Genomic DNA, 26,957 nt, shown 5'->3' on the forward strand with positions numbered 1-26,957 from the left:
GGATTTGAGCGAAACGGTGTTGAGGGTAATAGTCCATGGCCGAAGTGATTGACGGAAAGAGCGTTGCCGAAGACGTGGTGCGGACAGTCAAGGCGCTGACCGCCGAGCTGGTCGCCAAGGGCAAGGCCAAGCCCGGCCTTGCCGTGGTCATCGTCGGCGAGGATCCGGCCAGCCAGGTCTATGTCGCTTCCAAATCCCGCACCGCCAAGGAATGCGGCTTTCATTCGCTCCAGCACACGCTGCCGGCGGACACGTCCCAGGACGCGCTGCTGAAGATCATCGGCGAGCTCAACGCCGATCCGGCGATCAACGGCATCCTGGTGCAGCTTCCGCTGCCCGGCCATATCGACGCCGGCAAGGTCATCCAGGCCATCGCGCCGGAGAAGGACGTCGACGGCTTCCATTTCATCAATGTCGGCAAGCTCGGCACCGGTGAACTCGACACCGCCTTCGTTCCCTGCACGCCCGCCGGTTCGATGCTCCTGATCGAGCGCGTTCGCGGCAAGGACCTGTCGGGCCTCAACGCGGTTGTCGTCGGCCGTTCCAACATCGTCGGCAAGCCGATGGCCAATCTCCTGCTTGCCGCCAACTGCACCGTCACCATCGCCCATAGCCGCACCAAGGACTTGCCGGCGCTTGCCCGCACGGCGGACATTCTTGTCGCCGCCGTCGGCCGGCCCGAAATGATCAGGGGTGATTGGGTGAAACCCGGCGCCACCGTCATCGATGTCGGCATCAACCGGATTCCCGCGCCCGAGAAGGGCGAGGGCAAGTCTCGCCTCGTCGGCGATGTCGCCTATGCCGAGGCGGCCAAGGAAGCAGGCGCCATCACCCCGGTACCCGGCGGTGTCGGGCCGATGACCATTGCCATGCTGATGGCCAATACGTTAGCTTCGGCCTACCTTGCGGCCGGACTGAAACGGCCCTCCTTCTGAGCCCGGGTTGTCCCTGAAAGCCACAGCTTTGCCTAACCCCTCTGTTTCCCAGGAACGGCCGGTCACGAATGATCCCGTTCAAGGCGGCCGGCAGTTCGCCTTCCTGCTGGTCGACAAGTTTTCCATGTTCTCGCTGGCCGCCGCGATCGACACGTTCCGGTCGGCGAACCGTCTGCTTGGCCGCGATTTCTACGGCTGGACCACGGTATCGGCCGACGGCGATCCGGTGATGGCTTCCAACGGTCTGCCGCTCAAGATCGACTACAGCGTCGCCGACCTGCCGCCGGTCGACATCCTCTTCGTCTCGGTCGGCCTGACCACGGAATTTCCCGGCAAGAGCAAGGTTCTGGCGGCTCTGCGCAGCTGGGGTCGGCGCGGCAACGCGCTTGGCGCGCTCTCGGTCGGATCCTATTTGCTGGCCGAGGCCGGCCAGCTCGACGGCTATCGCTGCACCATCCATTGGGAAAACCGCGCCGGCTTCGTCGAGCGTTTTCCCGACATCAACTGCACCGGCAACGTCTTCGAGATCGACCGCAAGCGCTACACCTGCGCCGGCGGCACCACCTCGATCGACCTGATGCTGGAGATCGTGCGCGGCGATTTCGGCTCGAACCTCGCCAATGGCGTCGCCAACCAGTTCCAGCATGAGCGCATCCGCTCGGCCGGCGACCGCCAGCGCGTCGGCCCGGAGCGCGATCTGACCGGCAAGTCGGAGAAGCTCAGGCGCATCGTCGAGCTGATGGCCGACCATCTCGACGAGCCGCTCTCGGCGGTACAGCTCGCCAAGTCGGCCGGCCTGTCGGTGCGCCAGGTGGAGCGCCTGTTCCTGCGCCATCTCAGCGTCACGCCCGGCCGCTACTACATGCGGCTGCGGCTGGAACGGGCGCGCGAATTGCTGCGCCAGACCAACATGCCGATCCTCGACGTGGCGATCGCGACCGGCTTTACCTCGCATTCCTATTTTGCCCAGAGCTACCGGCTGCAGTTCGGCCGTCCGCCCTCTGAAGAGCGCCGCACCACCTACTGAGCCGGCTCCGACCTGGGCTCGAAGACGTCCGTTGCTGCGTGATCCACCTGCACGGACACTCCGTCCCCCGCTCAAGCAGCCGAGCGGCATGGGCGCGTCCGGGCTTGTGTCTGGACGCGGGCTCAAATAGCTTCGGGCGGCGGACGGGGTGGATCAATCAGGAGATTTCGATGGCGGGACTTGCGCGGAGCGTCGCTGCGGCGATCCTCCTTTTGTCGATGACGACGTTCGGCTTTGCCGCCAACAAGGTCCTCATCATTCTCGACGCTTCCGGGTCGATGTGGGCCCAGATCGATGGCAAGCCGAAGCTCGAAATCGCCCGCGAATCGCTCAGGACCGTGCTGCAATCGGTTCCCGCCGACGATGAGATCGGCTTCATGGCCTATGGTCATCGCGAGAAAGGCAGCTGCGACGACATCCAGCTGATCGTGCCGCCCCAGGCCGGCTCGGCGAGCGCCATCACGGATGCCGCGGACAGTCTGAAATTCCTCGGCAAGACGCCGCTGACGGCGGCCGTCAAGCAGGCGGCTGAAGCACTGAAATACACCGAGGACAAGGCGACGGTCGTCCTCATCACCGATGGGCTCGAGACCTGCGGCGGCGACCCCTGTGCGCTTGGTAAGGAACTCGAAGCGTCCGGTGTCGATTTCACGGCCGACGTCGTCGGCTTCGGCCTGACCGCCGATGAAGGCAAGCAGATCGCCTGCCTCGCCGACAACACCGGCGGCAAATACATCCAGGCCTCCGACGAGAAGGCGCTGCAGGAAGCTTTGGCCGAAACCGTCGCCGCCCCGGCGCCGGCGCCTGTACCGGAACCTGCGCCCACGCCGGCACCCGAGCCTGCCAAGCCGGAATTCAATTTCATGCCGACGGCGGTGCTTGCCGAGGGCGGTGATCCGGTCACCGACGGCAATGCCTGGGAAGTCTACAAGGCAAAGTCCGACGGCACGCGTGGCGACAGCGTCACCACCGAATATGGCGCCTACAAAGCCAATCTGGAACCGGGCGATTACGTCATCGTCGCGCGCGACGGCGAGGCCAAGGTGGAGCAGAAGGTCAAGATCGAGGCAGGCCAGGTCGCCAAGCCGCTCTTCACCTTGAATGCTGGCACGCTCGTCATTCATCCGCGACCAAGCGCGGGGGCGGATGTTGTCGATGGCGCGGCTGTCGTGATCGACTACCCAAGTGCCGATAATCCCGCGACCTACTATGGGACCACCAAGACCGTGTTGCCGGCCGGCGACGAGAAAGTGACGGTCACGATCGGCCAGGGCGTGGTTTCCGAGACGATACCGCTCGCTGCCGGCAAGACAGTTGAAAAGGACATCATCGTCGGCGTCGGACATGTCGTTGCCAACGCCTATTATACAGCCGGCGGCGACAAGGCCGACGGTTCGGGCATCGGCTTCAAGATCGTGAAGGCGAAAAAGAAGATCGACGGAACCCGGGACGAGGTGACCTATGCCTATGGTCCCGACAGCAAGTTCGATCTGCCGCCTGATGACTATGTGTTGATTGCGACGGTCGATCTTGCAGTCGTCGAGCAGCCGTTCAACGTCAAGGTCGGCGAATTTCAGGATGTGAAGGTCACCATGAATGCCGGCGTGCTGGCGATCACCGCGCCCGGGGCCTCGAAGATTGAGATTTTCGAAACCAAGAAGGACATCAACGGCAACCGCAAGTCGCTTGGCTACGCATACGACCAGAAGTATCAGGCGGCGATACCGGCGGGGGACTATGCCGTCGTCTCGGAGAAATCGGACAACAGCTCGAAGGAAGGCACTGTGACGGTCAAGGCCGGCGAGCGCGCTGAGTTGACGGTGCAATAGGGTCGCATGGATAACCTAAAAAGGGCGGCCACAAGCCGCCCTTTTTCATGGATGAGACGGGATCACGTCAGGCAGTTCCAAATGCGCTGGCGCCGTGGTCGGCGCGTCCGACCAGTTGCCGGAAACCGGCGAAAAGTTCGCGGCCGAAGCCGAACTCGTTGCCGATGAGATCGGCTTCGGCGGTGCGGCGCAGCGCGAACTCCGTCCCCGGCACCAGCACCTCCAGCGTGCCTGCATCGGCGTCGAGGCGGATGACGTCGCCGTCGTGGATCCTGGCGATAGGACCGTCCTCGACGGCTTCCGGCGTCACATGGATCGCCGCCGGCACCTTGCCGGAAGCGCCCGACATGCGCCCGTCGGTGACCAGTGCGACGCGCTGGCCGCGATCCTGCAGGATGCCGAGCACGGTGGTCAGCTTGTGCAGTTCCGGCATGCCGTTGGCCTTCGGCCCCTGGAAGCGGATGACGGCGATGAAGTCGCCTGTCAGCGTGCCGGCCTTGAACGCGTCGTTCAGCCCCTGCTGGCTGTCGAACACCTTGGCCGGCGCCTCGATGAGGCGCCGCTCCGGCTTGACGGCGGACGTCTTGATGACGGCATGGCCGAGATTGCCCGCCAGCACCTTCAGGCCGCCGGTCGGCTGGAAGGCCTTGCTGAACGGCGCCAGCACCTTCTCGTCGCCACTCTGGAGCGGGACTGCCTCGCGCACCACGGAACCATCAGCGCCGAGCTTTGCCTCGACCGCATAGGGCCGCAGGCCTTCGCCCCAGACCGTCTGCACATCTTCGTGCAGGATGCCTTCGTCGAGCAGTTCGCGGATCAGGAAGCCGAGCCCTCCGGCGGCGTGGAAATGGTTCACGTCGGCAAGCCCGTTCGGATAGACGCGAGCCAGGAGCGGTACGGCTTCCGAGAGGTCGGAAATGTCCTGCCAGGTAATGGCGATGCCGGCCGCCGCCGCCATGGCGATCAGGTGGATGGTGTGGTTGGTCGAGCCACCGGTGGCATGCAGGCCGACGACGCCGTTGACGATAGAGCGCTCGTCGATCATGCGCCCGACGGGCGTATAGGCATTGCCGAGCGCGGTGATCGCCAGCGCCCGCTTCGTCGCCTCGCGGGTCAACGCCTCGCGCAGCGGCGTCCCGGGATTGACGAAGGAAGCACCCGGCGTGTGCAGGCCCATGATCTCCATCAGCATCTGGTTGGAGTTGGCCGTGCCGTAGAAGGTGCAGGTGCCTGGCCCGTGGTATGATTTGGACTCGGCTTCCAAAAGTTCGGCGCGACCCGCCTTGCCCTCGGCATAGAGTTGGCGGACTTTGGCCTTCTCATCGTTGGGCAGGCCTGTCGTCATCGGACCGGCCGGAATGAACACCGCCGGCAGGTGGCCGAAGGTCAACGCCGCGATCACCAGTCCCGGCACGATCTTGTCGCAGACGCCGAGATAGACGGCGGCGTCGAACATGTTGTGCGACAGGCCGATCGCGGCGGCCATGGCGATGACGTCGCGCGAAAACAGCGACAGCTCCATGCCCGGCTGGCCCTGCGTGACGCCATCGCACATCGCCGGCACGCCGCCGGCCACCTGGGCGATGCCGCCTGCTTCACGCGCGGCCTCCTTGATCAGGGCGGGGAAGGTTTCGAAAGGCTGATGCGCCGACAGCATGTCGTTGTAGGAGGTGATGATGCCGAGGTTCGGCACCTTGTCGGCGCCGAGCACCAGCTTCTCCGAAGGGCTGCAGACGGCGAAGCCATGGGCAAGGTTGCCGCAGGACAGCACCGACCGGTTGGCGGTCTGGTTCGACGCTTCGGCGATGCGGCCGAGATAGCGCTCGCGTCCTGGCTTCGAGCGTTGGCGGATGCGCTCGGTGATGGCTTCGATATCGCGTCTTGCGGTCATGGTCGGTCCTTTCGAGCCCCGGAGAACGTCCTCCCACTGTTTGCCGGGGCTGCTTTTCGTGAAATCAAGGTGCCCAGAACACCTCTACTGGTATGGGTGCTGCTTCGAGCACTTTGCGAATGGGCTTTTTCGCACCCGGTCCCATCGCATCCTCGAAGGCGGTGCGCTTGTCCTCGCCCTCGATATGCAGCGCAATGAAGCCGGCGGCAATTATGCGCGCCATCGATAGCGTCAGCCGCGGCTCGCCGCCGCTTGGCGCGTGCACCGGCAGCACGATCCTCTGCGAGGCGGGATCGAGCAAGGTAGGGAGATTGTCGGCATCGGGAAAGAACGAAGCGGTGTGGCCGTCGCTGCCCATGCCGAGCACCACGACGTCGAGCGGCCAGGCCAGTGCCTTGAGTGCCGTATCGTCGGATCCTGCCGCCGTCTCGATGCTTGTCGCCTCGTGATACAGCGGCACGAAGCGCGCCGCGGCCGCTGCATTCTGGAGCAGGTTGGCGGCGACCAGCCCGGCATTCGAGCGCGGTGAGGAGGCCGGCACGAACCTTTCGTCGACCAGCGTAACCGTCACCTTGTTCCAGGCAATGGGAATTGCCGACAGCGCGGCGAAGAGCTTCGCTGGCGTGGTGCCGCCGGAAACGGCAAGCAGGGCGGTGCCGCGCTCGTCGATGGCCTTGGTCAGGCGCGCCGTGACATGGCCGGCAAGGGCCGCCGCCAGGTCCTGGCGCCCGGCAAAGCCGTTCCAGTTGTAGCTGGCGCCGTTCAATTGCTCTCGTGCCATGTCCGTCCGTCGCGTTCGATCAGCGCTATCGAGGCCGACGGCCCCCATGTGCCTGCCGTATAGCCCTGCGCTTCCTGCCTGGCGCCTTCCCAGGCATTCTGGATCGGGTCGATCCATTTCCATGCCGCCTCGACCTCGTCGCGGCGCATGAACAGCGTCTGATTGCCACGGATGACGTCCATGATCAGCCGCTCATAGGCGTCCGGCGCGCGGCCGTCGAAGGATTGCGCGAAACTCATGTCGAGCGAGATCTGGCGCAGCCGCATGCCGCCGGGACCAGGATCCTTGATCATGATGAACTGCTTGACGCCTTCGTCGGGCTGCAGCCGGATGACCAGCTGGTTGGCGAAGATCGGCCCGGCGGTGTCGCCGAAGATCGAATGCGGGATCGGCTTGAATTCGATGACGATTTCCGAAACCCGGGTCGCCAGCCGCTTGCCGGTCCGAAGGTAGAACGGAACGCCCGCCCAGCGCCAGGTGCCGATCTCGGCCTTGATGGCGACGAAGGTCTCGGTGTTGCTGTCATGGGCGAGCTCCTCGACATAGCCCTTGACGGCTCCGCTGGCCGAGGCACCGGCACGGTACTGGCCGCGCACGGTGTGCTTCGGTGCCTCGTTGCCGTTGATGCGTTTCAGCGCCCTGAGCACCTTCAGCTTCTCGTCGCGTACGGCGTCGGCGTCCATCGACGACGGTGCCTCCATGGCGACGAGGCACAAGAGCTGCAGCATGTGGTTCTGCACCATGTCGCGCAGCGCGCCGGCCTTGTCGTAGTAAGTGACGCGGTCTTCCAGGCCGACAGTCTCGGCCACGGTGATCTGGACGTGGTCGATATGGGCGGAGTTCCACAGCGGCTCGTAGAGCGCGTTGGCAAAGCGCAGCGCCATCAGGTTCTGCACTGTTTCCTTGCCGAGATAGTGGTCGATGCGGAAGATCTGGCTTTCGTGGAAGTCGTCGCCGACCAGGTCGTTGAGCGCCTGCGCCGAGGCCAGGTCGCGGCCGATCGGCTTCTCCAGCACGATGCGCGAGTTCGGCGTGATCAGATCATGCTCTTTGAGCTTGTGCGAGATATCGCCGAACAGTGCCGGCGCCACGGCCAGGTAGAAGGCACGGATGCGGTCGCTTTCGCCGATCGCCTTCTTCAGCTTGTCGAAGCCGGCTCCGCTCGTCGCATCCGCCGAGACGTAGGAAAGCCGCGCCAGGAAGGTCTTCAATTCCTTGGGGTCGATGTCGGCCGGCTTGACGTGGTCGGAGATAGCCTGCTTGGCGAAGGCCTGGAATTCGTCGTCGCTCATTTTCGAGCGCGACGTGCCGATGATGCGTGTCGGCTCGGAGAACTGATGGTCGCGCTGGCGGTAGTAGAGCGACGGCAGAAGCTTGCGTTCCGACAGGTCGCCGGTGCCGCCGAAAATGATGAAGTCGAAAGGGTCGACGGGGATGATCTGGCTGGTCATGGTCTGTCCGCTCTGACGCCGCTAGCGAGTACGCGGCTGATATATTCTAATCGATTTAAATTTTCCAGTGCCACGGTGTCACATCAAGGACCAATCGCTGGATATTGATTGGGTCCACGTGTGCGCTTGACACTTGGCGCCACCCGGAGGCTTGTCGGTGATCGAAGACTCCGGACGCTTCGCAGTTGCAGCATAGAGTGTGAATGTGACGAAAGCTAAGGGAGAAATCTGCGCGATATCCGTCGCTGTGTGGACATGAGCTCAGGGAGCGGGAAAAGCATGCGTTTGGAGAACAAGGTCGCCGTCATCACCGGTGCGGCATCGGGCTTTGGCGAAGGCATTGCCAGGCGCTTCGCCGAAGAGGGCGCCAGGGTCGTCGTTGCCGACCTCAACGCCAAGGGCGCGGAACGTGTCGCCGGCGAAATCGGCGAGATGGCGATCTGGACGCAGACCGACGTTTCCCTGCGTTCCGAATTCGACGAGATGATCTATGCCGCCAAAAGCGCTTTCGGCCGCATCGACATCATGGTCAACAATGCCGGCTTCACGCACCGCAATGGCGATTTGCTCAAGGTCGACGAGGCGACCTTCGACCTGATCACGGCAGTCAACATGAAAGCCATCTACCATGCGGCCCTTGCTGTCGTGCCGATCATGGAGAGGCAAGGCGGCGGGGTGATCCTGACCACGGCCTCCACCGCGGGCCTGCGGCCACGGCCAGGTCTCACCTGGTACAATGCATCGAAAGGCTGGGCGATCACCGCCACCAAGTCGATGGCGGTGGAACTGGCGCCCAAGAACATTCGCGTCAATTGCCTGTGCCCGGTCGCCGGCGAGACCGGCATGCTGGAGAAATTCATGGGCGCCGATACGCCCGAGATCCGCGAGAAATTCCGCGCCTCGATCCCGCTCGGCCGGCTGTCGACGCCGCTCGATATTGCCAATGCGGCGCTATGGCTGGCTTCGGATGAAGCCGCCTTCATCACCGGAGTGGCGCTGGAGGTCGATGGCGGGCGCTGCATCTGAAGCACCATGTCAGGCGCAATCGCCGGCTTGACCGTGCCTCGGGCTTCGACTTGACTTGAGGTTGCGGGGCCTGGAGTTCTTCCAGGGGCGCCCGGGGGCCGCTGGTGCGATGAAGTCGAAATTGCGGAAAATTCTCGAAGACCTGCGGTGGCGCGTAAGCGCCTCCAGGGCCAGACGTGCCCGGGCGAAAAGCAAGGCGACCTTCATCGGCGTCACCGGCAGTTCGGGAAAATCGACCGTGACGGCGCTGCTTGGGCACATATTGGCGGCCCATCGGCCGACCTATGCGCGCGTGCTGGCCAACACCTTCAACTCGCTGGTCAGCACGCTCTACAAACGCATGACGCAAGCGGGCGAGGTCGACTATGTTGTTTTCGAAGCAGGCGCGTCCGGCATCGACACGATCAGGCCAATGGCGGAAATGCTGCAGCCGCATGTGGCCGTCGTCACCATGGTTCGTCTGGAGCACGTTGCCAGGTTCAGGACGCTCGAAAACGTCGCCGTCGAAAAACGTGCGATGGTCTCGGCGTTACGGCCAGACGGCCTTGCTGTCCTCAATGCCGACGATCCTTATGTTGCCGACATGGCTGCCGGCGCCGGATGCCGCGTCGTCACCTTCGGCATGGCTGAGACGGCCGACTATCGTGTGACCGACATCCGCGCCGCCTATCCAGATCGGCTGACGTTTTCAATCCATTGGCGGGGAGGGCTGCTGCAGCCCGAGACGCCTTTTCCAGCCGAACATTTCTGGCTGCCGACCGTTGCCGCCGTTGCGACAGCGCTTGAACTCGGTGTCCCCCCGGACAAGGTTGCCGCCCAGGTGGCAACGTTCCAGCCGGTCGTAAATCGCTGTGCCGTGCTGGTAACCGAAGGCGGCCCGCAATTCATCCTCGATGCCGCTAAGGCACCCTGGCACTCGATCAATCTTGCCCTGGACATGATGGCCAAGGCCACTTCCAGTCGCAAGCGCATCGTGCTCGGCCAGATTTCGGATTACGCCGGCTCGACCAAGAAATATGCCTTTGCCTATCAAACCGCGCGGGGAATCGTCGATCAGGTGATCTATACGGGAGACAACGCACATCGCTCGCGTGCCAGTCAGACCGATCGCGACAGCGGCCGCTTTGTCGAGCTTCGGACGGCGAAGGAAGTCTCCGACCATATCAAGCGGACGGCTGTGCCCGGCGAACTGATACTCGTCAAAAGCTCATCCAGCCTTCACCTGGAGCGCATCGCGCTCGCCTGGACGCATGATGTCAAATGTTGGGTTCCGGTCTGCGGCAAGTCGGAGGGCTGCCACACCTGCGGTCTATATGAACTGCCTTACGAGCAGCATCGTGCCCATGTCATGCGACGCCGGCGCGCCAAGGTGTGGCGGCAATTCCGCGGCCTGTTGGGTGGCGGGTCGTCGTAGGGTCTCGAAAGCGAGGCCGGTGCCAGACGCGCAGGCAAGTTACGCGCCGGGCTTGATATAGCTTTTATACACCCAGCCGGTCTTGCCGTTGTAGACGATCTGGCACCATTGCTTGCAGCTCATCACCTGCACCGACGTCTTGGCTGGCACCGTGACGATAGCGGCGGCATGCTTCTTCGGACCGCTGCGCATGGTCACGGCTCTCAGGACGCGTCCAGTGCCAGCGGCCGCGACTTTCCGTGGCTTTGCCGTGGCTTGACCATTGTCGTCCTGTTGGTCCGGTGCCAGCGGTTTTACCGTCGGGATAGCCGCGGTTTGCGCGCCATCGGGATTGCTGCCACTTGCCCCCGCGGGCGGCGCGGCAACTTTGGCAAGTTCGGCGGCGGCATCGCTATCGGCCGCCGGTTGCGCGAACGCCGCCGTGGTGGCCGGCTTGTCCGGCGCCTTCTCGGCCTTGCTTGTCCCTTGGTCGGCTGAAGCGGGAGCCGATGCGGCTTTTGTCTGCGAGCCGGTCCAGCGAGGATCGTTGGCAGCGAGTGCGGGAATGGCGGCCTGGGCGACAGCCTTGGCCGAAGAGGCCTCATTGGCCTTGCGCTCCGCCTGCGGCACTGTTGTCGCCGCGGCTACCGTGGTCCCGGCCGGGACGATCTTGGTCGTCTTCACCGGAATGCTTGGAATGCTCTGCTCCTGGCTGGCGGCGGCTTGCCTCTCGCTGGCCGGCAATGCCAGCCAGAGCGCCACCGCGGCCACGCCAAGCAACGCGGCAGTGCCGACCGCGGCAATCACCAAATGTGAATTCGAACGGACTTCCTGCCAGAAGGACGGGCGCATGTCATAGCCGAACTGCATGGCAAAGCGCCGACGTTCCGGAGCACCGAAACTGAAGGGCTCTCTCAATCTCGCCACCTCCATAAGCGGGCCGAGGTTCTTTCGATCGTGCCGCAAGTTCGGCATTTGATCGGCATCGGTCCCAAAATCAACACGGGCAGGCGCCCGCAGCAACCCCCGAACAATCACCCAGAAGAGGCACCTTTCGCCCGCGATTGTGGCATCAGTGCGCCTTTATAAAAGATTCTGCGCCTTTGCCGGCAATAGCGCAATGTGTCGCCCGGGCAACAAATGTTGCAATGAATATTACAATATTACATGAGACCGTGATGGCGATGGCATCGCGGCTGGCCTGATCCGGCCCAATGCATGTCGCCCACAAGTGCCCCCGGTTTTGGGATAACGACATGAATAAAGGATCTGAAGCGCGTCGCGCTTCAGATCCTGTCCCGCAACGCGAACCAGTTGAGCGCCAGGAATAGCAGCGGTGTACGGAAGCGGCGACCGCCGGGAAATGGCGGAATTTTCAGGTCCTCGATCAGCTTCAACCGGTCGCGATTGCCGGCGATGGTTTCGGCATAGAGCTTGCCGAAGAAGTTCGACAGCATGACGCCATGGCCGGAATAGCCGCCGGCCGAGATCACATTCGGCATCACTTCGCGCACGAATGGCTTTCTCGGCACCGTAATGCCGACATAACCGCCCCAGCCATGCGTGATCTCGACGTCGCCGAGCGCCGGATAGAGTTCCGCGATCTGGCGGCGGATATGAATGTGGATGTCCTTGGGATCGTTGACGCCATAGACCTCGCGTCCGCCGAACAGCAGCCGGCCATCCCTCGACTTGCGGAAATAGCGCACGACGAAGCGGGAATCATCGACCGACTCGCCGCCCGGCAGCACCGTAGATCCCGCGCCGAGCGGCACGGTGGCGCCGATGAACGAACCGATCGGCATGATGTGCGCCGCACTCACTGGTTCGAGCGTTCCGCCATAGGCGTTGACCGCGATCAGGCACTTTTGGGCCGTCACGGTGCCACTTGGCGTGGAAACCTTGACCTTGCCGCCGGCGGAAATAATGCCGGTCGATGGCGTCCCCTCGAACAGCTGCGCGCCGGCCTGTGCCGCCACCCGCGCCGTGCCGATCACCAGCTTCATCGGATGGATGTGGCCGGTACCGGTGTCGCGGGTGCCGCCGAAATAGGCGGTCGAGCCCAGCCGCTGCGCTGTTTCCGTCTTATCCATGAAGGAAATATGCGGGTAGGAGAAACGGCTGGCCATGATCTCGGCATGCGCCTTGTAGTCGTCGACATAACGCTGCTTGTGCGCCACCGAGAGCTGGCCTGGCATGTAGTCGATATCGATCTGGTTGGTGGCGGCGAATTCGATGAGATGTGCCTTCGCCTCCTCGGCGAAATCGAACAGCGCCTTGGCTCGCGACAATCCGTATTCCGCCTCCATATCCTCGGCCCAGGCACGCTGGCCGGTACCGAGCTGGCCGCCATTGCGCCCGGACGCGCCATCGCCGAAACGGCAGGCATCGATCAAGACGACATTGGTTCCCGCCTTGGCGAGATGCGTTGCCGCCGACAGGCCGGTGAACCCGCCGCCGACGATGACAACATCGCAGCTCCGGTCGCCATCGAGCACAGGATACTCAGGCCGAGGGCCGGCCGTGTCTTCATACCAGGAGCGGCCGGGGGAAATGGGGGATTGGTAAGGCATGGTACGGCGAAGACTCAGGGATATGGAAGGGGCAGAAGAGCGAATAGCGAATAGCGAATAGCGAATAGCGAATAGCGAATAGAAATAATACCGGTTCCTCCCTATTCGCTACTCGCTACTCGCTATTTGCTTCCTCACACATTCAGCAACAGATACTCCCGCTCCCACGGGCTGATCACTTCCATGAAGGTCTCGAATTCGGCCCGCTTGATCGCCGCATAGGTCGCGGCGAAGGATTTGCCCAGCAGCGCGCAGAGTTCTTCGTCGCCCTCAAACAGGTCGACGGCTTCAAGCAGGCTGCGCGGCAGGTCGATCTCGTGCGCATTGGCGGTCGTCAGCACCGGAGGCTCGGCCTTGATCTTCCTGGTGATGCCGATCAGCCCGCAGGCAAGCGAGGCCGCCAGCGCCAGATAGGGGTTGGCGTCGGAGGACGGGATGCGGTTTTCGACACGCCGCGCCGCCGGATCGGAACGCGGCACGCGGAACGCCGTGGTGCGGTTGTCATAGCCCCATTTGTTGTTGACCGGGGCCGAGGCCGCCTGTGTCAGCCGGCGGTAGGAATTGACATAGGGCGCGAACATCACCAGCGCGTTCGGCACATGCTTCTGCATGCCGCCGATAAAGTGGAAGAAGTCCTCGGTTTCCGAGCCGTCCTCGGCCGAAAAGATGTTCTTGCCCGTCTTCTTGTCGATGATCGACTGGTGGATATGCATGGCCGAACCCGGCTGGCCCTGGATAGGCTTGGCCATGAAGGTGGCATAGATCTCGTGTTTCAGCGCCGCCTCGCGGATCGTGCGCTTGAACATGAACACCTGGTCGGCAAGCTCGATCGGGTCGCCGTGGCGCAGATTGATCTCGAGCTGGCCGGCGCCCTCTTCATGGATGAGCGTGTCGATCTCCAGGCCCTGGCTTTCGGAGAAATGGTAGATGTCGTCGATCAGTTCATCGAACTCGTTGACGCCGGCGATCGAATAGCCGGCGCCGCCGCCGATCGCGCGGCCCGAGCGGCCGACCGGCGGGGTCAGCGGATAGTCCGGATCCGGATTCTTGCGCACCAGGTAGAATTCGATCTCGGGCGCCACCACCGGCTTCAGCCCCAGTCGGTCATAGGCTGCAAGCACGCGCTTCAAGACATTGCGCGGCGTGAATTCGACCGAACGGCCATCCTGGTGGACGAGGTCGCAGATCACGGCGGCCGTCGGGTCTTCCTCCCAGGGCACCACAGTCAGCGTTGACAGGTCCGGCATCAGCTTGAGGTCGCCGTCGTCCTCGGGATAGTGGAAGCCGTTGCCGTCCTCGGGATAGCCACCGGAAATCGTCGTCATGAAGACGGCCGAAGGCAGCGCCAGCGAGGTGTTGGAGGTGAATTTCTTCGACGGCATCATCTTGCCGCGCGCGACGCCGGCCTGGTCAGGCGTGATGCATTCGATATCCTCGATGCCGCGCCATTCCAGCCATTCGCTGACTTCCTTCCAGTTCTTCACGCCGCGCAGGTTTTTCACGAAAGCAGGCGTGCGCGCCCGTCCTCCGCGGCTCGACGGACGGACTTCCTTTTTTGCAGGCGGCATCATTCACCAGATGGAGTTGCGGATTTCGGAGTATAGCCGTGCCCGGCTACCGAAGGGAAGGGGAGCCACTGCCGGCATTTGGCTTCGCGGTTGAAAATCGCCCGCGGGTCGGCTTACGTTAGGGGCGTTCTGCACAGAAGAAATCGGCGATGCGAACCAGTAGCGAAGTGACGACGATAGGCTTCGACGCCGACGATACGCTTTGGCAGAACGAGCAGTTCTTCCGCATGACCGAAAAACGCTTCGCCGCCATGCTTGCCGATCATGCCGAGGAAAAACAGATCTCGGCGCGACTGCTGGAGGCCGAACGGCGCAACCTTGCCGTTTACGGTTTCGGCATCAAGGGATTTACGCTGTCGATGATCGAAACGGCGATCGAGGTCACCGACGGGCGGGTGCCGGCTTCGGTCATAGCGGAGATTCTCGATGCCGGCCGCGAGATGCTGAGCCACCCGATCGAGCCCTTGCCGCACGCGCGTGAGACGGTGGAGAAACTCGCCGGCGCCTACCGCTTGGTGCTGATCACCAAGGGCGATCTCTTCGACCAGGAGCGCAAGCTGGCCGGATCGGGCCTCGGCGACCTGTTCGACGCGGTCGAGATCGTCAGCGACAAGAATGCCGCGACCTATGCGCGCCTCTTCAGCCGCCATGGTGACGGTCCCGCAAAGAGCATGATGGTCGGCAATTCATTGAAGTCGGATGTTGTGCCGGCCATCGAAGCCGGCGGTTGGGGCGTGCATGTGCCGCACGAACTGACCTGGGTGCTCGACCATGTCGAGGCGCCGGTCGCCGAGCCGCGGTTCCTGCAGATATCCGATCTCGGGCAATTGCCCGAACTTGTTCAGGGCATCACGAAACGAGGTTGATCGCTGCTTCCACCCGCTAGGTCCCGCGCGGTTCCGGACTGAAAACCGCTTCCCCGACTTGCTTTAGCGGCTTACCAGGCGATCGATCACCGGTTGCAGCCGTTCAGGTGTGATCGGCTTGGTCACAATCGCATCGATGATACTCGAAAAGCCCAGGCTCTCCGCGGTGCCATTATTGGTCGAAAGCAGGATCACGGGAGGGAACGATTTCCCCGACGCGCGCCGCAACGTTTCGATGCCGGACATCAGATTGTCGCAGTCCTTGTTGTCGGGGCCGCCGTCCAGCACGATCGCGCCGGGGACCAGCAAGCGCAAGGTCCGCGCCGCCATGTCGGGTGATTCCGAGATTGGTCGGAGCCCGGAGCGCTCGACAATCTTCGACACCACCACGCGATTGATCGGCGATTTTCCGACGACCAGTACCTTCGAGGGATCGTGGATCGTCTCGCTGTTTGAACCTCGGGTCCCCGGATTCAGATGTCTTCCGGTCTCGCCCTCACGATTCACAGGGCACCCAAGTCGGCCAAGAAGCTCGCTCCCGTTTCAATGCAGAGTTGAAATCCGAGCGACAATTGGCGTGAGATCGCCCCCGTGTCAAGTTGAAATAAAAGGCTCCCGAGAGCACCTCGTACGACAGTGGAGTCAAGCAACAGTACTGTACTGCCCTGTCCACTGCTTGGCCGCATGAAAATAAAATTCACCTGCGCATATGCTGCGCAGGTGAAGGGCCGGTTGCAACGATTTCCGGTCAGCCCCAGTTCGATCAGCCCCGGTTCGGTCAGCCATGGCTCTGCTGCGTGACGATCACCGGGATCAGCAGATCGCCCCAATTGCCGTCGCCGCCATGGTGTCTGGCCGAACGCACGAGTTCCACCGAGACCCCCGCCTCGACCGCCTTCATCACCGACTGGTTCAGCCTGTGCAGGTCGTTGGCCAGCATGCGGATCGTCGCCTGCTGGTCGACGCTCATCGTGGTGGACTGCTCTTCCGCCCGTTCCTTGACGCGGCTTATCGATGCCATTGGTCTTCTCCTGTGTCCGAAGCCCTGTCGGGCGTTTCCTCTGTTGGTCGTCTTTTCGTGGACTTATTCCGCAGCCGGCTTGAACTGCGCGTGCTCGGTCGATTCATGCATGGCGGTGGTCGACGACTGGCCGCCGGTGATCGCCATCGACACGGCGTCGAAATAGCCGGTGCCGACCTCGCGCTGGTGCTTGGTCGCGGTGTAGCCGTTGGCTTCCGCGGCGAACTCGGCTTCCTGCAACTCGGAATAGGCAGCCATCTGCCGCGCCTTGTAGCCGCGTGCCAGTTCGAACATGCCGTAGTTGAGCTGGTGGAAGCCGGCGAGCGTGATGAACTGGAACTTGTAGCCCATGGCGCCGAGCTCCTTCTGGAACCTGGCGATGGTTGCGTCGTCGAGGTTCTTCTTCCAGTTGAACGACGGCGAGCAATTGTAGGCGAGCAGCTTGTCAGGGTGATGCTTGCGCACGCCCTCGGCGAATTTCCTGGCCTGCGCCAGATCCGGCTTGGACGTCTCGCACCAGATCAGGTCGGCGTGAGGCGCATAGGCAACGGCGCGGGCGATGCAGGGCTCGATGCCGTTTCTGACGTTATAGAAGCCCTCGACCGTGCGCCCGGCGCCATAGTCGACAAAAGGCTGGTCGCGTTCGTCGATGTCGGAGGTGAGCAGCTTGGCCGCTTCCGCATCGGTGCGAGCGACAACCAGCGTCGGCGTGCCCATCACGTCCGCCGCCAGGCGCGCGGCGTTGAGGTTTCGGATGTGCGCGGCGGTCGGGATCAGCACCTTGCCGCCGAGATGGCCGCACTTCTTTTCCGACGCCAGCTGGTCCTCGTAGTGCACGCCGGCCGCGCCCGCCTCGATGAATGCCTTCATGATCTCGAACGCGTTGAGCGGTCCGCCGAAGCCGGCTTCCGCATCGGCGACAATAGGCGCGAACCAGGTCTCGACCGAAAGCCCGTTGCCCTCTGAGGTCTCGATCTGGTCGGCGCGCTGCAGTGTGCGGTTGATGCGCTTGACCAGCTCGGGCGCCGCATTGGCCGGATAGAGCGACTGGTCCGGATACATGGCGGACGCCGTGTTGGCGTCGGCGGCAACCTGCCAGCCTGACAGGTAGATCGCCTTCAGCCCGGCGCGCACCTGCTGCATCGCCTGGTTGCCGGACATGGCGCCGAGCGCGTTGACGAAATCCTCCTCATGGATGAGCTTCCACAGCCGGTTGGCACCCATTTCGGCGAGACTCTGGCGGATCTGCACCGAACCGCGCAGCCGCTTCACATCCCCCGGCGAATAGGGACGTTCGATCCCGTCGAAACGGCCTTCCGGCGCCGATGGAACGAGGTTGTAAAAATCAGTCATGGGATACTCCGAAGGATTGCTGCGCTATGGCCGGTGGCCAGTCATTGGCCATCTGGAATGTGACTGAATTTACATTGCGGCGCGGAATGAGCCAGATAAATCCACACATATGCCGGGATATAAGGGAAAACTTGTGTTGTGTTTGACAGAGGGCCGCTGTAAATCTGTCATTATTGTAAAGAAATCGGCAGCGTGATTGCCGTGGAAATTGTGTAAATTCCTGTCAAGGATAGCCGATGGCTGACCAGAAGATATTCGCCGGGCCGCGCATCCGCCGCATCCGCAACGCCAAGGGCCTGACCCAGACGGCGATGGCCGAGGGGCTCGGCATCTCGCCGTCCTATCTCAACCTGATCGAGCGCAACCAGCGGCCGCTGACGGTGCAGCTGATCCTGAAACTGGCGTCCGTCTATAAGGTCGATCCGCATGAGCTGCAGGGCGAGGCAAGGGGGTCTGTCGCTGCCTTGAAGGAAGTGTTCACCGATCCGCTGCTGGTCGGCGAGTTGCCTGGAGATCAGGAACTGATCGAGCTTGCGGAGGCGGCGCCCAATGCGTCCGCCGCGGTGATAAAGCTGTTTCGCGCCTATCGCGAGCAGGCCGAGCGGCTGTCCGATCTCAACGAGCTTCTCGCCCACGAGGGGCGGGCGACGGCGCTTTCCGGCGCCCGCCTGCCGATCGACGAGGTGCACGAGACCTTCGAGCGACGGCCGAACCATTTTTCGGCACTCGAGGAGGAAGCCGAGGCTTTTACGTCAGTGCTCGATCCCGGCGACGACCTGTTCGGCGCGCTGAAAGCCTGGCTGAAGCGCGAATACGGCATCGTCGTCAAGGTGCTGCCGGTTGCCACCATGCCGAACTGGCGCCGCCGTTACGATCGCCACTCGCAGCGGCTGTTCCTGTCGGAGCGGCTGTCGCCGTTCGACCAGCTGCGCGAAGTGGCGATGGAAGCCTGCCTGATCCGCATGACGGTCGCGGTCGCCGGCGAGATCCAGGCGCTCAAGCTGAGCACGGACGAAGCCCGTCGTCTCGCCCGCTTCGAACTCGGCCGCTATGCGGCGCATGCGCTGATGATGCCCTATCAGGCCTTCTACGCCGCCGCCGTTCGCGCCCGCTACGACATCGATGTCCTGCGTTCGCGCTTCGGCGTCTCCTTCGAGCAGGCGGCGAACCGGCTGACCATGCTGCAGCGGTCGGGCGCCCCGGGGGTGCCCTTCTTCATGCTGGAGGTCGACAATGCCGGCAACCGCTTCCGCAAGGCCGGCAGCCAGGGTTTTCCGCACAGCCGCTTCGGCGGCGGCTGCCCCAAGCTGCCCGTGCATGTTGCCTTCTCCCAGCCCGGCCAGGTCTTCGTCGAAGCGGTGGAAATGCCCGACGGCGCCGAGTTCCTGTGCATCGCCCGCACGCTGGAAGGGCCGCAGGGCGCGTTCTCCGAACGACCGCGCCGCACCGCGATTCTGCTCGGCTGCGACATCGGCTTTCGCGACGACATCGTCTATGGCGCGGCACTGCCCGGCGCGGCGTCCGCCGGAAAGTCCGGACCAGGTGCCATTGCGGCGACGCCGGTCGGGCCCGCCTGCCGGCTTTGCGAACGCGTCGGCTGCCTGGCGCGTGCCGAGCCGCCGGTGACGCGTCCGCTCGGCCTCGACGAGATGGTAACCGGCCTGAGCGCCTTCGATTTCCAGTAACGCTGCAGCAAAGGTGCCACAATCGTCGCCGGTGTCTGGATCACCCGCGGCTCAAGTCTTTGCGCTACGCGAACAGAGCAGTTTTTTGTCGTCCCTTGCGCATCGTCCCGTCCACAAAAGCTCGACAGTCGCGCCCATGACAGACGCAGCATCATCGCCCGGCCTTGTTAACCCGACAGCCTCGCCACGCGAGGAACGCGTCGGCATGCTTTTGGTCTTCCTGTCGGCGCTGATGTGGAGCTTCGGCGGCACCATCGCCCGCTTCATCACCGTCGGCGACAGCTGGACAGTCATCTTCTGGCGCTCCGTCTGGGCCGCCGCCTTCCTGCTCTCCTTCATGGCCTGGCGTGACGGCTGGCGCGGCATGCTGAGATCGTTTCGCGACATGGGCCTGCCCGGTCTCGCCGTGGGGTTCTGCTTCGCCATCGCGTCGACATCCTTCGTCGTGGCACTCGCCTACACGACTGTTGCCAACATCCTCTTGATGCAGGCCGGCGTTCCGCTTCTGGCGGCGCTGTTTGCCTGGGTGCTGTTTCGCGAACGGGTGACTGTGGTGACCTGGGTGGCGATCGCCGCCGTCATCACCGGCGTTGCCATAATGGTGTCGGAATCGCTCGATGGCGCCGTTTCGCCCATGGGGGACGGGCTGGCGCTGCTGATCGCATTCATGTTCTCGATCGCAACCGTCATCACAAGGCGGTTCTCCAGCGTGCGCATGACGCCTGCGACCTGTCTCGGCACGATCCTAGCTGCGGGCTTGGCGGCGTCGCAGGCGTCGACCTTCGCGGTGTCGGCCAGCGACATGGGCTTCCTCTTCGCCTTCGGCGTCGTCAATCTCGGCATTGGCCTCGCTTTCTTCGCCACCGGCGCGCGCCTGGTCCCGGCGGCCATCGCGGCGCTGCTCGGCACGTTCGAGCCGATTCTCGGACCGATATGGGTCTGGCTCATCCATTCCGAGGTGCCGTCCGGGCGCACCATCATCGGCGGCGCGGTGGTGGTCACGGCGCTGCTTGTCCATATCGGGTTAGAGTTCAAGCGCCAGGCACGGCCGCAGCGGGCAGGCGTCACCGGGGTGCCGTCGCCTAATTGATGCCGGCCCGAAGCTTTGCCATTGACAACGTCGCTGCCGCCCGGGCAGGCTGGGAATACGGCAACAACAAGACAGGCGTATCTTGCCAAGTCTCCCCGGCGGCCCGATCGAGACCGGACCACATTCCTGTATTTCTGTCCGCGCGGCGGCGAAAGCTTCTGACGGCGCCGTAATTCCTTCCAGTCCAGGACAGCCGGACGGCCGCAGGCGGCGCGCCGATTGGTGCTTGTTGTCCCCTGGAAAGCTCAATACCCTGACGAAAATGCCCGGCCGCGCGCATGCCGCGACCAGCCGGCGACGGAACACTCACCAAAGGAGAATAGCATGATCCGCAAAGCGCTCTGGCTTTCGGCGACCTCGGTATTTCTGACCCTCTTCACCGCCGGCGGTCACGCCGCGGACCGCGTAGTCAACGTCTTCAACTGGTCGGACTACATCGACAGTTCGATCATCGACGACTTCACCAAGAAGACCGGCATCAAGGTGGTTTACGACACCTTCGATTCCAACGAGATCCTGGAAACCAAGCTGCTCGCTGGCGGCAGCGGCTACGACGTCGTCGTGCCGAGCGGCAATTTCCTGGCCCGCCAGATCCAGGCCGGTGTGTTCCAGAAGCTCGACAAGTCGAAGCTGCCGAACATCTCCAACATGTGGGACACGGTTTCGGAGCGCACCGCCAAATACGACCCCGGCAACGAATACTCGGTCAATTACATGTGGGGCACCGTCGGCATCGGCTACAACATCAAGAAAGTGCAGGCGGCACTCGGCACCGACAAGATCGACAGCTGGGATACGTTCTTCAATCCGGACAGCCTCGCCAAGTTGAAGGACTGCGGCGTCTATGTGCTGGATTCACCAGCCGACATCATTCCAGCGGCGCTGAAATATCTCGGTCTGGACCCGAACAGCACCTCGCCCGACGACATCGCCAAGGCCGAGGACGCGCTGATGAAAGTGCGGCCCTTCATCAGGAAGTTCCATTCTTCCGAATACATCAACGCACTCGCCAATGGCGACATTTGCCTGGCGGTCGGCTGGTCGGGTGACGTATTCCAGGCACGCAACCGCGCGGTCGAGGCCAAGCAGGGCGTGGAAATCGGCTATTCGGTGCCGAAGGAAGGTGCCCAGATGTGGTTCGATCAGATGGCGATTCCGGCCGATGCGCCGCATACCGCCGAGGCACTCGAATTCATCAACTACATGATGACGCCGGAAGTGATCGCCAAATCGTCGAACTATGTGCTCTACGCAAACGGCAACAAGGCGTCGCAGCAATTCGTCGACAAGTCTCTTCTGGACGACCCGTCGGTCTATCCTGACGCGGCGACGTTGCAGAAGCTCTACACTGTCCAGCCGTACGATCCCAAGACCCAGCGCATCATCACGCGCAGCTGGACCAAGATCGTCACCGGCCAGTAAGCAATCCGACACGACCCCGGCAGCCAACTGCCGGGGTCGATTTTCTTTGGGGACTCAGGACAGACGGAGTGGGGATATGAAATCGCTTGGCAGCATCCGCAGGGATTTCGCGCCATGGAACGACCCGAACGCCAAGCCATACATCCAATTCGAGAACGTCACCAAGAAGTTCGGTGACTTCACCGCCGTCAACAATCTGTCGCTGACCATATTCGAGCGCGAATTCTTCGCGCTGCTGGGCGCCTCCGGCTGTGGAAAGTCGACGCTGCTCAGGATGCTTGCCGGCTTCGAGGAACCGACGGCTGGCCGCATCCTGCTCGACGGCCAGGATTTGCGCGGCATTCCGCCCTATCGCCGGCCGGTCAACATGATGTTCCAATCCTATGCCCTGTTCCCGCATATGACGGTGGAAAACAACATCGCCTTCGGCCTCAAGCAGGAAGGCATGGCCAAGCCCGATATCGAAAAGCGCGTCGCCGACATGCTGAAGCTGGTCAAGCTCGAGCAGTTCGCCAAGCGCAAGCCGCACCAGCTCTCCGGTGGCCAGCGCCAGCGCGTCGCCCTTGCCCGCTCTGTCGCCAAACGCCCGAAGGTGCTGCTGCTGGACGAGCCGCTCGGCGCGCTCGACAAGAAGCTGCGCGAGGAAACCCAGTTCGAACTGATGGACCTGCAGCAGGAACTCGGCCTCACCTTCGTCGTCGTCACCCACGACCAGGAAGAGGCGATGACAATGGCCGATCGCATCGCCATCATGGACAAGGGCGAAGTCATGCAGGTTGCGACACCGGCGGAAGTCTATGAGGCTCCGGCATCGCGCTTCGTCGCCCATTTCGTCGGCAACGTGAACATGTTCGAGGGCAAGGTTGCCGAACAGTCAGCCAACACGACGCGCATCACCGGCCCAAGCGGAGCCCAGATCGTCGTCGAGAATGGTGGCGCGGCTGCAAAGGCCAATGCCGACATCGTCTTCGCCATCAGGCCGGAGAAGATCAGGGTCTCGTCGAAGAAGCCGGCAGATGCCGTCAACGCTCTGGAGGGCGAAGTCTACGACATCGCCTATCTCGGCGACATGACCGTCTATCACGTCAGGCTGGACGACGGGCAGATCATCAGGGCAAGCGCCTTGAACGCGGTGCGCGTGACCGAGGATCCGCTGACCTGGAACGACCGCGCCTGGGTGTCTTTCCGGCCCGACGCCGGCGTCGTGCTGGCGCGGTAGGGGGCTGATATGTCCAACATCGCTGTCACCGACGCCGCCGTGCCATCGGTCGCCGACAAGCCGTTCCTGGCGCGGCTGGGCGCCGGCTTCGTCAACCGCCTCGTCATCATCGTCCCCTATCTCTGGCTGCTGTTCTTCTTCCTCGTCCCGTTCGTCATCGTCTTCAAGATTTCACTGTCGCAGACGGCGATCGCCATGCCGCCCTACATGCCGGTGCTGGGCTTCAAGGACGGCGTGTCAGGCTTTTTCGCCGGGTTTCGCGATCTCAACTTCGACAACTATGTCTGGCTGACGCAGGATGCGCTCTATTTCAAAGCCTACGTCACCAGCCTGATCATCGCCGCCATTTCGACCGTGCTCACGCTGCTGGTCGGCTACCCCATCGCCTACGGCATGGCGCGCGCGCCGGCCACCATCCGCCCGACCTTGCTGATGCTGGTGATCCTGCCGTTCTGGACGTCGTTCCTGATCCGGGTCTACGCCTGGATCGGCATCCTGAAACCCGAGGGACTGCTCAACCAGCTGCTTTTGTCGCTGCACGTCATCAACCAGCCGCTGGTCATCCTCAACACCTACACGGCGATCTTCATCGGCATCGTCTATTCCTACCTGCCGTTCATGGTGCTGCCGCTCTATTCGTCTTTGGAAAAGATGGATTATTCGCTGATCGAGGCGGCCAAGGATCTCGGCTGCCCGCCGACCGCCGCTTTCTGGAAGATCACCTTCCCGCTATCCCTGCCGGGCGTCATTGCCGGTTGCCTTTTGGTATTCATCCCGGCCGTCGGCGAGTTCGTCATCCCCGACCTGCTCGGCGGTTCGCAGACGCTGATGATCGGCAAGACCTTGTGGAACGAGTTCTTCGCCAATCGTGACTGGCCGGTGTCTTCGGCCGTGGCCGTCATCCTCCTGCTTCTGCTGACCGTTCCGATCATGCTCTTCCAGCAGGCACAGGCGAAGGCGCAGGAGCAGGACAAATGAACACCACCTGGAGCCGCTTCAACGTCACCTCGATCGTGCTGGGCTTTGCCTTCCTGTACCTGCCGATCGTGCTGCTCATCGTCTTCTCCTTCAACGAGTCCAAGCTCGTCACCGTCTGGGGCGGCTTCTCGACCAGATGGTATGTGTCGCTGTTCCACAATCAGGGCCTGATGGACGCCACCTGGGTCACGGCGCGCGTCGGCGTCATTTCGGCCACGGTGGCGACCGTGCTCGGCACGTTGGCGGCGCTCACCCTGACGCGTTACACCCGGTTCAGGGGCAGGGTGCTGTTTTCCGGCATGGTCTTCGCGCCGCTCGTCATGCCGGAAGTCATCACCGGCCTGTCGCTGCTGCTGCTCTTCGTTGCCGTCGGTCTCGATCGCGGCTTCCTGACCGTGACGCTCGCCCATATCACGCTGACCATGTGCTTCGTGGCGGTCGTCGTTCAGTCGCGTCTGGTTTCCTTCGACCGTTCGCTGGAGGAAGCGGCGATGGACCTTGGTGCAACGCCGACGAAGACCTTTTTCCAGATCACGCTGCCGGTCATCATGCCGGCGATCGTGTCCGGCTGGATGCTGGCCTTTACGCTGTCGCTCGACGATCTGGTCATCGCCAGCTTCACCTCCGGGCCGGGCGCCACCACGCTGCCGATGAAGATCTACAGCCAGGTCCGTCTCGGCGTGACGCCGGAAATCAACGCCGCCTGCACCATCCTGATCGCTGTGGTCGCGGTCGGCGTCATCATCGCCTCGATCGCCAACAAACGGCGTGAGGTGCAGCGCCAGCTGGATGAACAGGCCGCCCAGCGCGGTTAGCTGCGCGGTGGATGTTTCGGGTGGGGCCTACTCGCCCGAAACGCCGCGGCTTATCGGCGAAATGAACGGCGTGCTCCATGTCCCGCCGACGAAGAAGGACGACTGGTTGGGGCCTTGCTGGCCATTCGCCTGCGTGGCGGCCTGGTCCGGCTGGATGACGCCGCCGGACAGTGCCAGCCCGCGCCCGGCGTAGGAGGCGATCCCGGAAAGCCAGATCTTGTATTTCGCCGAATTGGCCTCGGCCTTGTCCAGCCTTGCCACGCCTCTCGAAATGGTTGCCTTCACTTCGGCGCCGTCGATCGGCAATGTCCCGTCCGAAACGTCATCGAGTGCAAAGAAGCCGCCTTGTTCGGTATGCTTGAGAAAGGCCGGCAGGTTGAACTTGCTGAGCGCGCCGGGGCCGAAGGTCGCCGAGACCGAGCCATCGGCATTTTCAAAGATCGAATCCCAGGTCCTGCCCGGTCCCTTGAGGATGACCGAAACCGTACCCGTGCCGACCGGCACCAGCCGGGTCATCCCGGCAGCCGTAGCGAACGCGCCGCCGTCGACATCGGATGCGAGCAGCCGGATTTCGACCTGGGTGCCCTCGGGCTTGCGGTCGAAACGAAGGCTGGTCTGGATGTTGCCGCCAAAGGCCGAGGCGTCGGAGATGTCGAAGACGGAAAGGCCATCCTTGACCTGGGCGGTGGCGGCGACATCGGCAAGCTGGATGGCACCCGCCGTGGCATGCGCCGCCGACAGCCTGAGATCGAGGTTGATCCGATCGGCAAAACTTGTCTCGACGTCACCCGGTCCGGCGCCGCTTGCCGGTCCCAGCGGCGTGAAGGCGGACAGAAACGACCTGAGGTCGAGTGTGTCGAAGGCAAGCGTGCCCGAAATCACCGGCTGCGCGTCGCCAAGCGACAGGTCCAGCGCGCCCATACCTGGATTGTTGTCCAGCGCCAGTGCGGTGTTCTCGAACTTGATGCGCCCGGCCGACGCGGTGACCTTGCTCGAAATGCTGACCGAGCCGATCGCCGCGCTCGGCGCGATGCCAGCCTGCGTCCATTCCAGCACGCGACGCAGCGAGGGAGCCGCGAACTTCACCTGGCCGTCGAAATAGGCATTCTCGGACATGCTGGCCGTGCCGTCGAAGGAAAAAGTGGCGGGCGCGGCCTTCAATGACAGGGCAAGCGGTGCCATGCCGCCGGCAAACAGCACCAGCGGCTTTGCCGAGGCGGCGTCCACGGTCACGCTTTCGCCGCGCCAGATTCCGGTTGCCGACAGCGTCGCATTGCTGTTCATCGCCGCCCAGGTCGCCTGGCCGCTGAGGCTGCTCAGGATCTCCACGTCCTTGCCGTTGACGGAAGCCACCATGCGGCCGTCCCTGAACTCCACCGTGCCGAACGTGTCGGTCGGCAGCTTGTCGAGATCGGGCTTGGCGGGATTGGCACTGACCACGCCGCGCGCCGCGTCGATGGAGCGCGCGATGCGGCCGCCGGTCGGCGCCGTCGGCAGGAACAGGCCGTCCGCCGACCGCTGCACCCGGATCGTCGGCCGCACCAGCCGTGCCGTGGAAAACTCTACATCGCCGCGCAATGCCGCCATGGCCGAGAGGTCGACCTCGACCCGTTCGGCCTCGACGACCGGCGGCGCATCGGTGTCCGTCCACTTCGACAGCGTCACATCGGTCAGGATCGCACGGAAATTCGGCCAGACCTCGATGCGCGGCGAGCCATCGATGGCGACGCGAAAGCCGCTCCACGCGCTCATTTCCCAAGCGATGCGGTCGCGCACGATGCGGGTCGAGGCGATCAGCGGCAGGGCGGCGACCACGAGAGCGATGACGATCACGGCAGCGCCGATCGCCCATACTCCGCGGCGGATGAAGGATGACGGCATATCGCCCTGTATGCTTCCGTTCCGACAAAAATCGTCCAGTCGTCACTACGACTTAGGGCTGAGGCATTTCAAGTCTTTATGGCCCGGCGATGGCATTTGCGCACACTTGCCCGCATCGGCCGAACAAAATCTTGCTCTGCTGCGCTGCGATAT

The 26,957-nt window shown here is 63.2% G+C and carries 22 protein-coding genes; 12 read left to right on the forward strand and 10 right to left on the reverse strand.

Going from position 1 to position 26,957, the window contains the following annotated elements; all coding sequences use genetic code 11:
• Positions 1–35 precede the first annotated feature (35 nt).
• The 3 genes from folD (at position 36) to MESOP_RS12660 (ending at position 3,791) form a co-directional block, all read left to right on the forward strand.
• On the forward strand, positions 36–935 hold the full coding sequence (gene folD / locus MESOP_RS12650; protein WP_013893719.1) for a bifunctional methylenetetrahydrofolate dehydrogenase/methenyltetrahydrofolate cyclohydrolase FolD: 900 nt from the start codon (positions 36–38) through the stop codon (positions 933–935).
• A 28-nt stretch (positions 936–963) separates the two neighbouring features.
• On the forward strand, positions 964–1,962 hold the full coding sequence (locus MESOP_RS12655) for a GlxA family transcriptional regulator (protein ID WP_041164104.1): 999 nt from the start codon (positions 964–966) through the stop codon (positions 1,960–1,962).
• A 170-nt stretch (positions 1,963–2,132) separates the two neighbouring features.
• Positions 2,133–3,791, forward strand: a complete 1,659-nt coding sequence (locus MESOP_RS12660) for a vWA domain-containing protein (protein ID WP_013893721.1) — start codon at positions 2,133–2,135, stop codon at positions 3,789–3,791.
• 67 nt (positions 3,792–3,858) lie between these two features.
• Here the strand turns inward: MESOP_RS12660 and edd are convergent, their stop codons facing one another.
• The 3 genes from edd to zwf all read right to left on the reverse strand — a co-directional run bounded on the left by edd (position 3,859) and on the right by zwf (position 7,914).
• Positions 3,859–5,682, reverse strand: a complete 1,824-nt coding sequence (gene edd / locus MESOP_RS12665) for a phosphogluconate dehydratase (protein ID WP_013893722.1) — start codon at positions 5,680–5,682, stop codon at positions 3,859–3,861.
• Positions 5,683–5,746: 64 nt separating this feature from the next.
• A complete protein-coding gene (gene pgl / locus MESOP_RS12670) occupies positions 5,747–6,463 on the reverse strand; it encodes a 6-phosphogluconolactonase (RefSeq protein ID WP_013893723.1) in 717 nt (238 codons plus the stop codon).
• Positions 6,445–7,914, reverse strand: a complete 1,470-nt coding sequence (gene zwf / locus MESOP_RS12675; RefSeq protein WP_013893724.1) for a glucose-6-phosphate dehydrogenase — start codon at positions 7,912–7,914, stop codon at positions 6,445–6,447. The genes pgl and zwf overlap by 19 nt, the downstream gene beginning before the upstream one ends.
• A 279-nt stretch (positions 7,915–8,193) precedes the next feature.
• Here zwf and MESOP_RS12680 point away from each other — a divergent pair, with 279 nt between their 5' ends.
• Together MESOP_RS12680 and MESOP_RS12685 are read left to right on the forward strand one after the other, a co-directional pair.
• Positions 8,194–8,940, forward strand: coding sequence for an SDR family oxidoreductase (locus MESOP_RS12680; protein ID WP_013893725.1), 747 nt, complete (start codon positions 8,194–8,196; stop codon positions 8,938–8,940).
• 109 nt (positions 8,941–9,049) lie between these two features.
• Positions 9,050–10,354 (forward strand): Mur ligase family protein, encoded by a 1,305-nt coding sequence (locus tag MESOP_RS12685; protein ID WP_013893726.1) that lies wholly within the window; start codon positions 9,050–9,052, stop codon positions 10,352–10,354.
• A 39-nt stretch (positions 10,355–10,393) separates the two neighbouring features.
• On the opposite strand, the gene MESOP_RS12690 is transcribed toward MESOP_RS12685, so the two are convergent.
• The 3 genes from MESOP_RS12690 to MESOP_RS12700 form a co-directional block, all read right to left on the reverse strand.
• Positions 10,394–11,251, reverse strand: coding sequence for an SH3 domain-containing protein (locus tag MESOP_RS12690; RefSeq protein ID WP_013893727.1), 858 nt, complete (start codon positions 11,249–11,251; stop codon positions 10,394–10,396).
• A gap of 368 nt (positions 11,252–11,619) precedes the next feature.
• Positions 11,620–12,906, reverse strand: a complete 1,287-nt coding sequence (locus tag MESOP_RS12695; protein WP_013893728.1) for an NAD(P)/FAD-dependent oxidoreductase — start codon at positions 12,904–12,906, stop codon at positions 11,620–11,622.
• Positions 12,907–13,040: 134 nt separating this feature from the next.
• On the reverse strand, positions 13,041–14,477 hold the full coding sequence (locus MESOP_RS12700; protein WP_041164105.1) for a glutamine synthetase family protein: 1,437 nt from the start codon (positions 14,475–14,477) through the stop codon (positions 13,041–13,043).
• Positions 14,478–14,623: 146 nt separating this feature from the next.
• Here MESOP_RS12700 and MESOP_RS12705 point away from each other — a divergent pair, with 146 nt between their 5' ends.
• Entirely contained in the window at positions 14,624–15,340 is a 717-nt protein-coding gene (locus MESOP_RS12705; protein ID WP_013893730.1) for an HAD family hydrolase, read from the forward strand.
• Between the two features lie 63 nt (positions 15,341–15,403).
• On the opposite strand, the gene MESOP_RS12710 is transcribed toward MESOP_RS12705, so the two are convergent.
• From MESOP_RS12710 to aceA, 3 genes are all read right to left on the reverse strand, one after another.
• A complete protein-coding gene (locus MESOP_RS12710; protein ID WP_041164106.1) occupies positions 15,404–15,847 on the reverse strand; it encodes a response regulator in 444 nt (147 codons plus the stop codon).
• Positions 15,848–16,118: 271 nt separating this feature from the next.
• Entirely contained in the window at positions 16,119–16,361 is a 243-nt protein-coding gene (locus MESOP_RS12715; protein ID WP_006202762.1) for an SMc00767 family acetate metabolism repressor, read from the reverse strand.
• Positions 16,362–16,424: 63 nt separating this feature from the next.
• Positions 16,425–17,714 carry an isocitrate lyase gene (gene aceA, locus MESOP_RS12720; RefSeq protein WP_013893732.1) on the reverse strand — a complete coding sequence of 430 codons (1,290 nt, stop codon included), beginning with the start codon at positions 17,712–17,714 and terminating at the stop codon, positions 16,425–16,427.
• Between the two features lie 236 nt (positions 17,715–17,950).
• Here aceA and MESOP_RS12725 point away from each other — a divergent pair, with 236 nt between their 5' ends.
• From MESOP_RS12725 to MESOP_RS12750, 6 genes are all read left to right on the forward strand, one after another.
• Entirely contained in the window at positions 17,951–19,399 is a 1,449-nt protein-coding gene (locus MESOP_RS12725; protein WP_013893733.1) for a helix-turn-helix domain-containing protein, read from the forward strand.
• A 136-nt stretch (positions 19,400–19,535) separates the two neighbouring features.
• Positions 19,536–20,489 carry a DMT family transporter gene (locus MESOP_RS12730; protein ID WP_013893734.1) on the forward strand — a complete coding sequence of 318 codons (954 nt, stop codon included), beginning with the start codon at positions 19,536–19,538 and terminating at the stop codon, positions 20,487–20,489.
• Positions 20,490–20,813: 324 nt separating this feature from the next.
• Positions 20,814–21,911 (forward strand): polyamine ABC transporter substrate-binding protein, encoded by a 1,098-nt coding sequence (locus MESOP_RS12735; RefSeq protein WP_013893735.1) that lies wholly within the window; start codon positions 20,814–20,816, stop codon positions 21,909–21,911.
• 76 nt (positions 21,912–21,987) lie between these two features.
• Complete coding sequence (locus MESOP_RS12740; RefSeq protein WP_013893736.1) at positions 21,988–23,130, forward strand: ABC transporter ATP-binding protein; 1,143 nt, start codon at positions 21,988–21,990, stop codon at positions 23,128–23,130.
• A gap of 9 nt (positions 23,131–23,139) precedes the next feature.
• The gene (locus MESOP_RS12745) at positions 23,140–24,108 is read left to right on the forward strand and encodes an ABC transporter permease subunit (RefSeq protein ID WP_013893737.1); all 969 of its coding nucleotides are present in this window, start codon (positions 23,140–23,142) and stop codon (positions 24,106–24,108) included.
• Positions 24,105–24,923 carry an ABC transporter permease gene (locus MESOP_RS12750; RefSeq protein ID WP_013893738.1) on the forward strand — a complete coding sequence of 273 codons (819 nt, stop codon included), beginning with the start codon at positions 24,105–24,107 and terminating at the stop codon, positions 24,921–24,923. The genes MESOP_RS12745 and MESOP_RS12750 overlap by 4 nt, the downstream gene beginning before the upstream one ends.
• A 27-nt stretch (positions 24,924–24,950) precedes the next feature.
• On the opposite strand, the gene MESOP_RS12755 is transcribed toward MESOP_RS12750, so the two are convergent.
• Entirely contained in the window at positions 24,951–26,804 is a 1,854-nt protein-coding gene (locus MESOP_RS12755) for an AsmA family protein (RefSeq protein ID WP_013893739.1), read from the reverse strand.
• Positions 26,805–26,957 lie beyond the last annotated feature (153 nt).

Origin of the sequence: Mesorhizobium opportunistum WSM2075, from assembly GCF_000176035.2 — a bacterium.
Taxonomy (GTDB): Bacteria; Pseudomonadota; Alphaproteobacteria; order Rhizobiales; family Rhizobiaceae; genus Mesorhizobium; species Mesorhizobium opportunistum.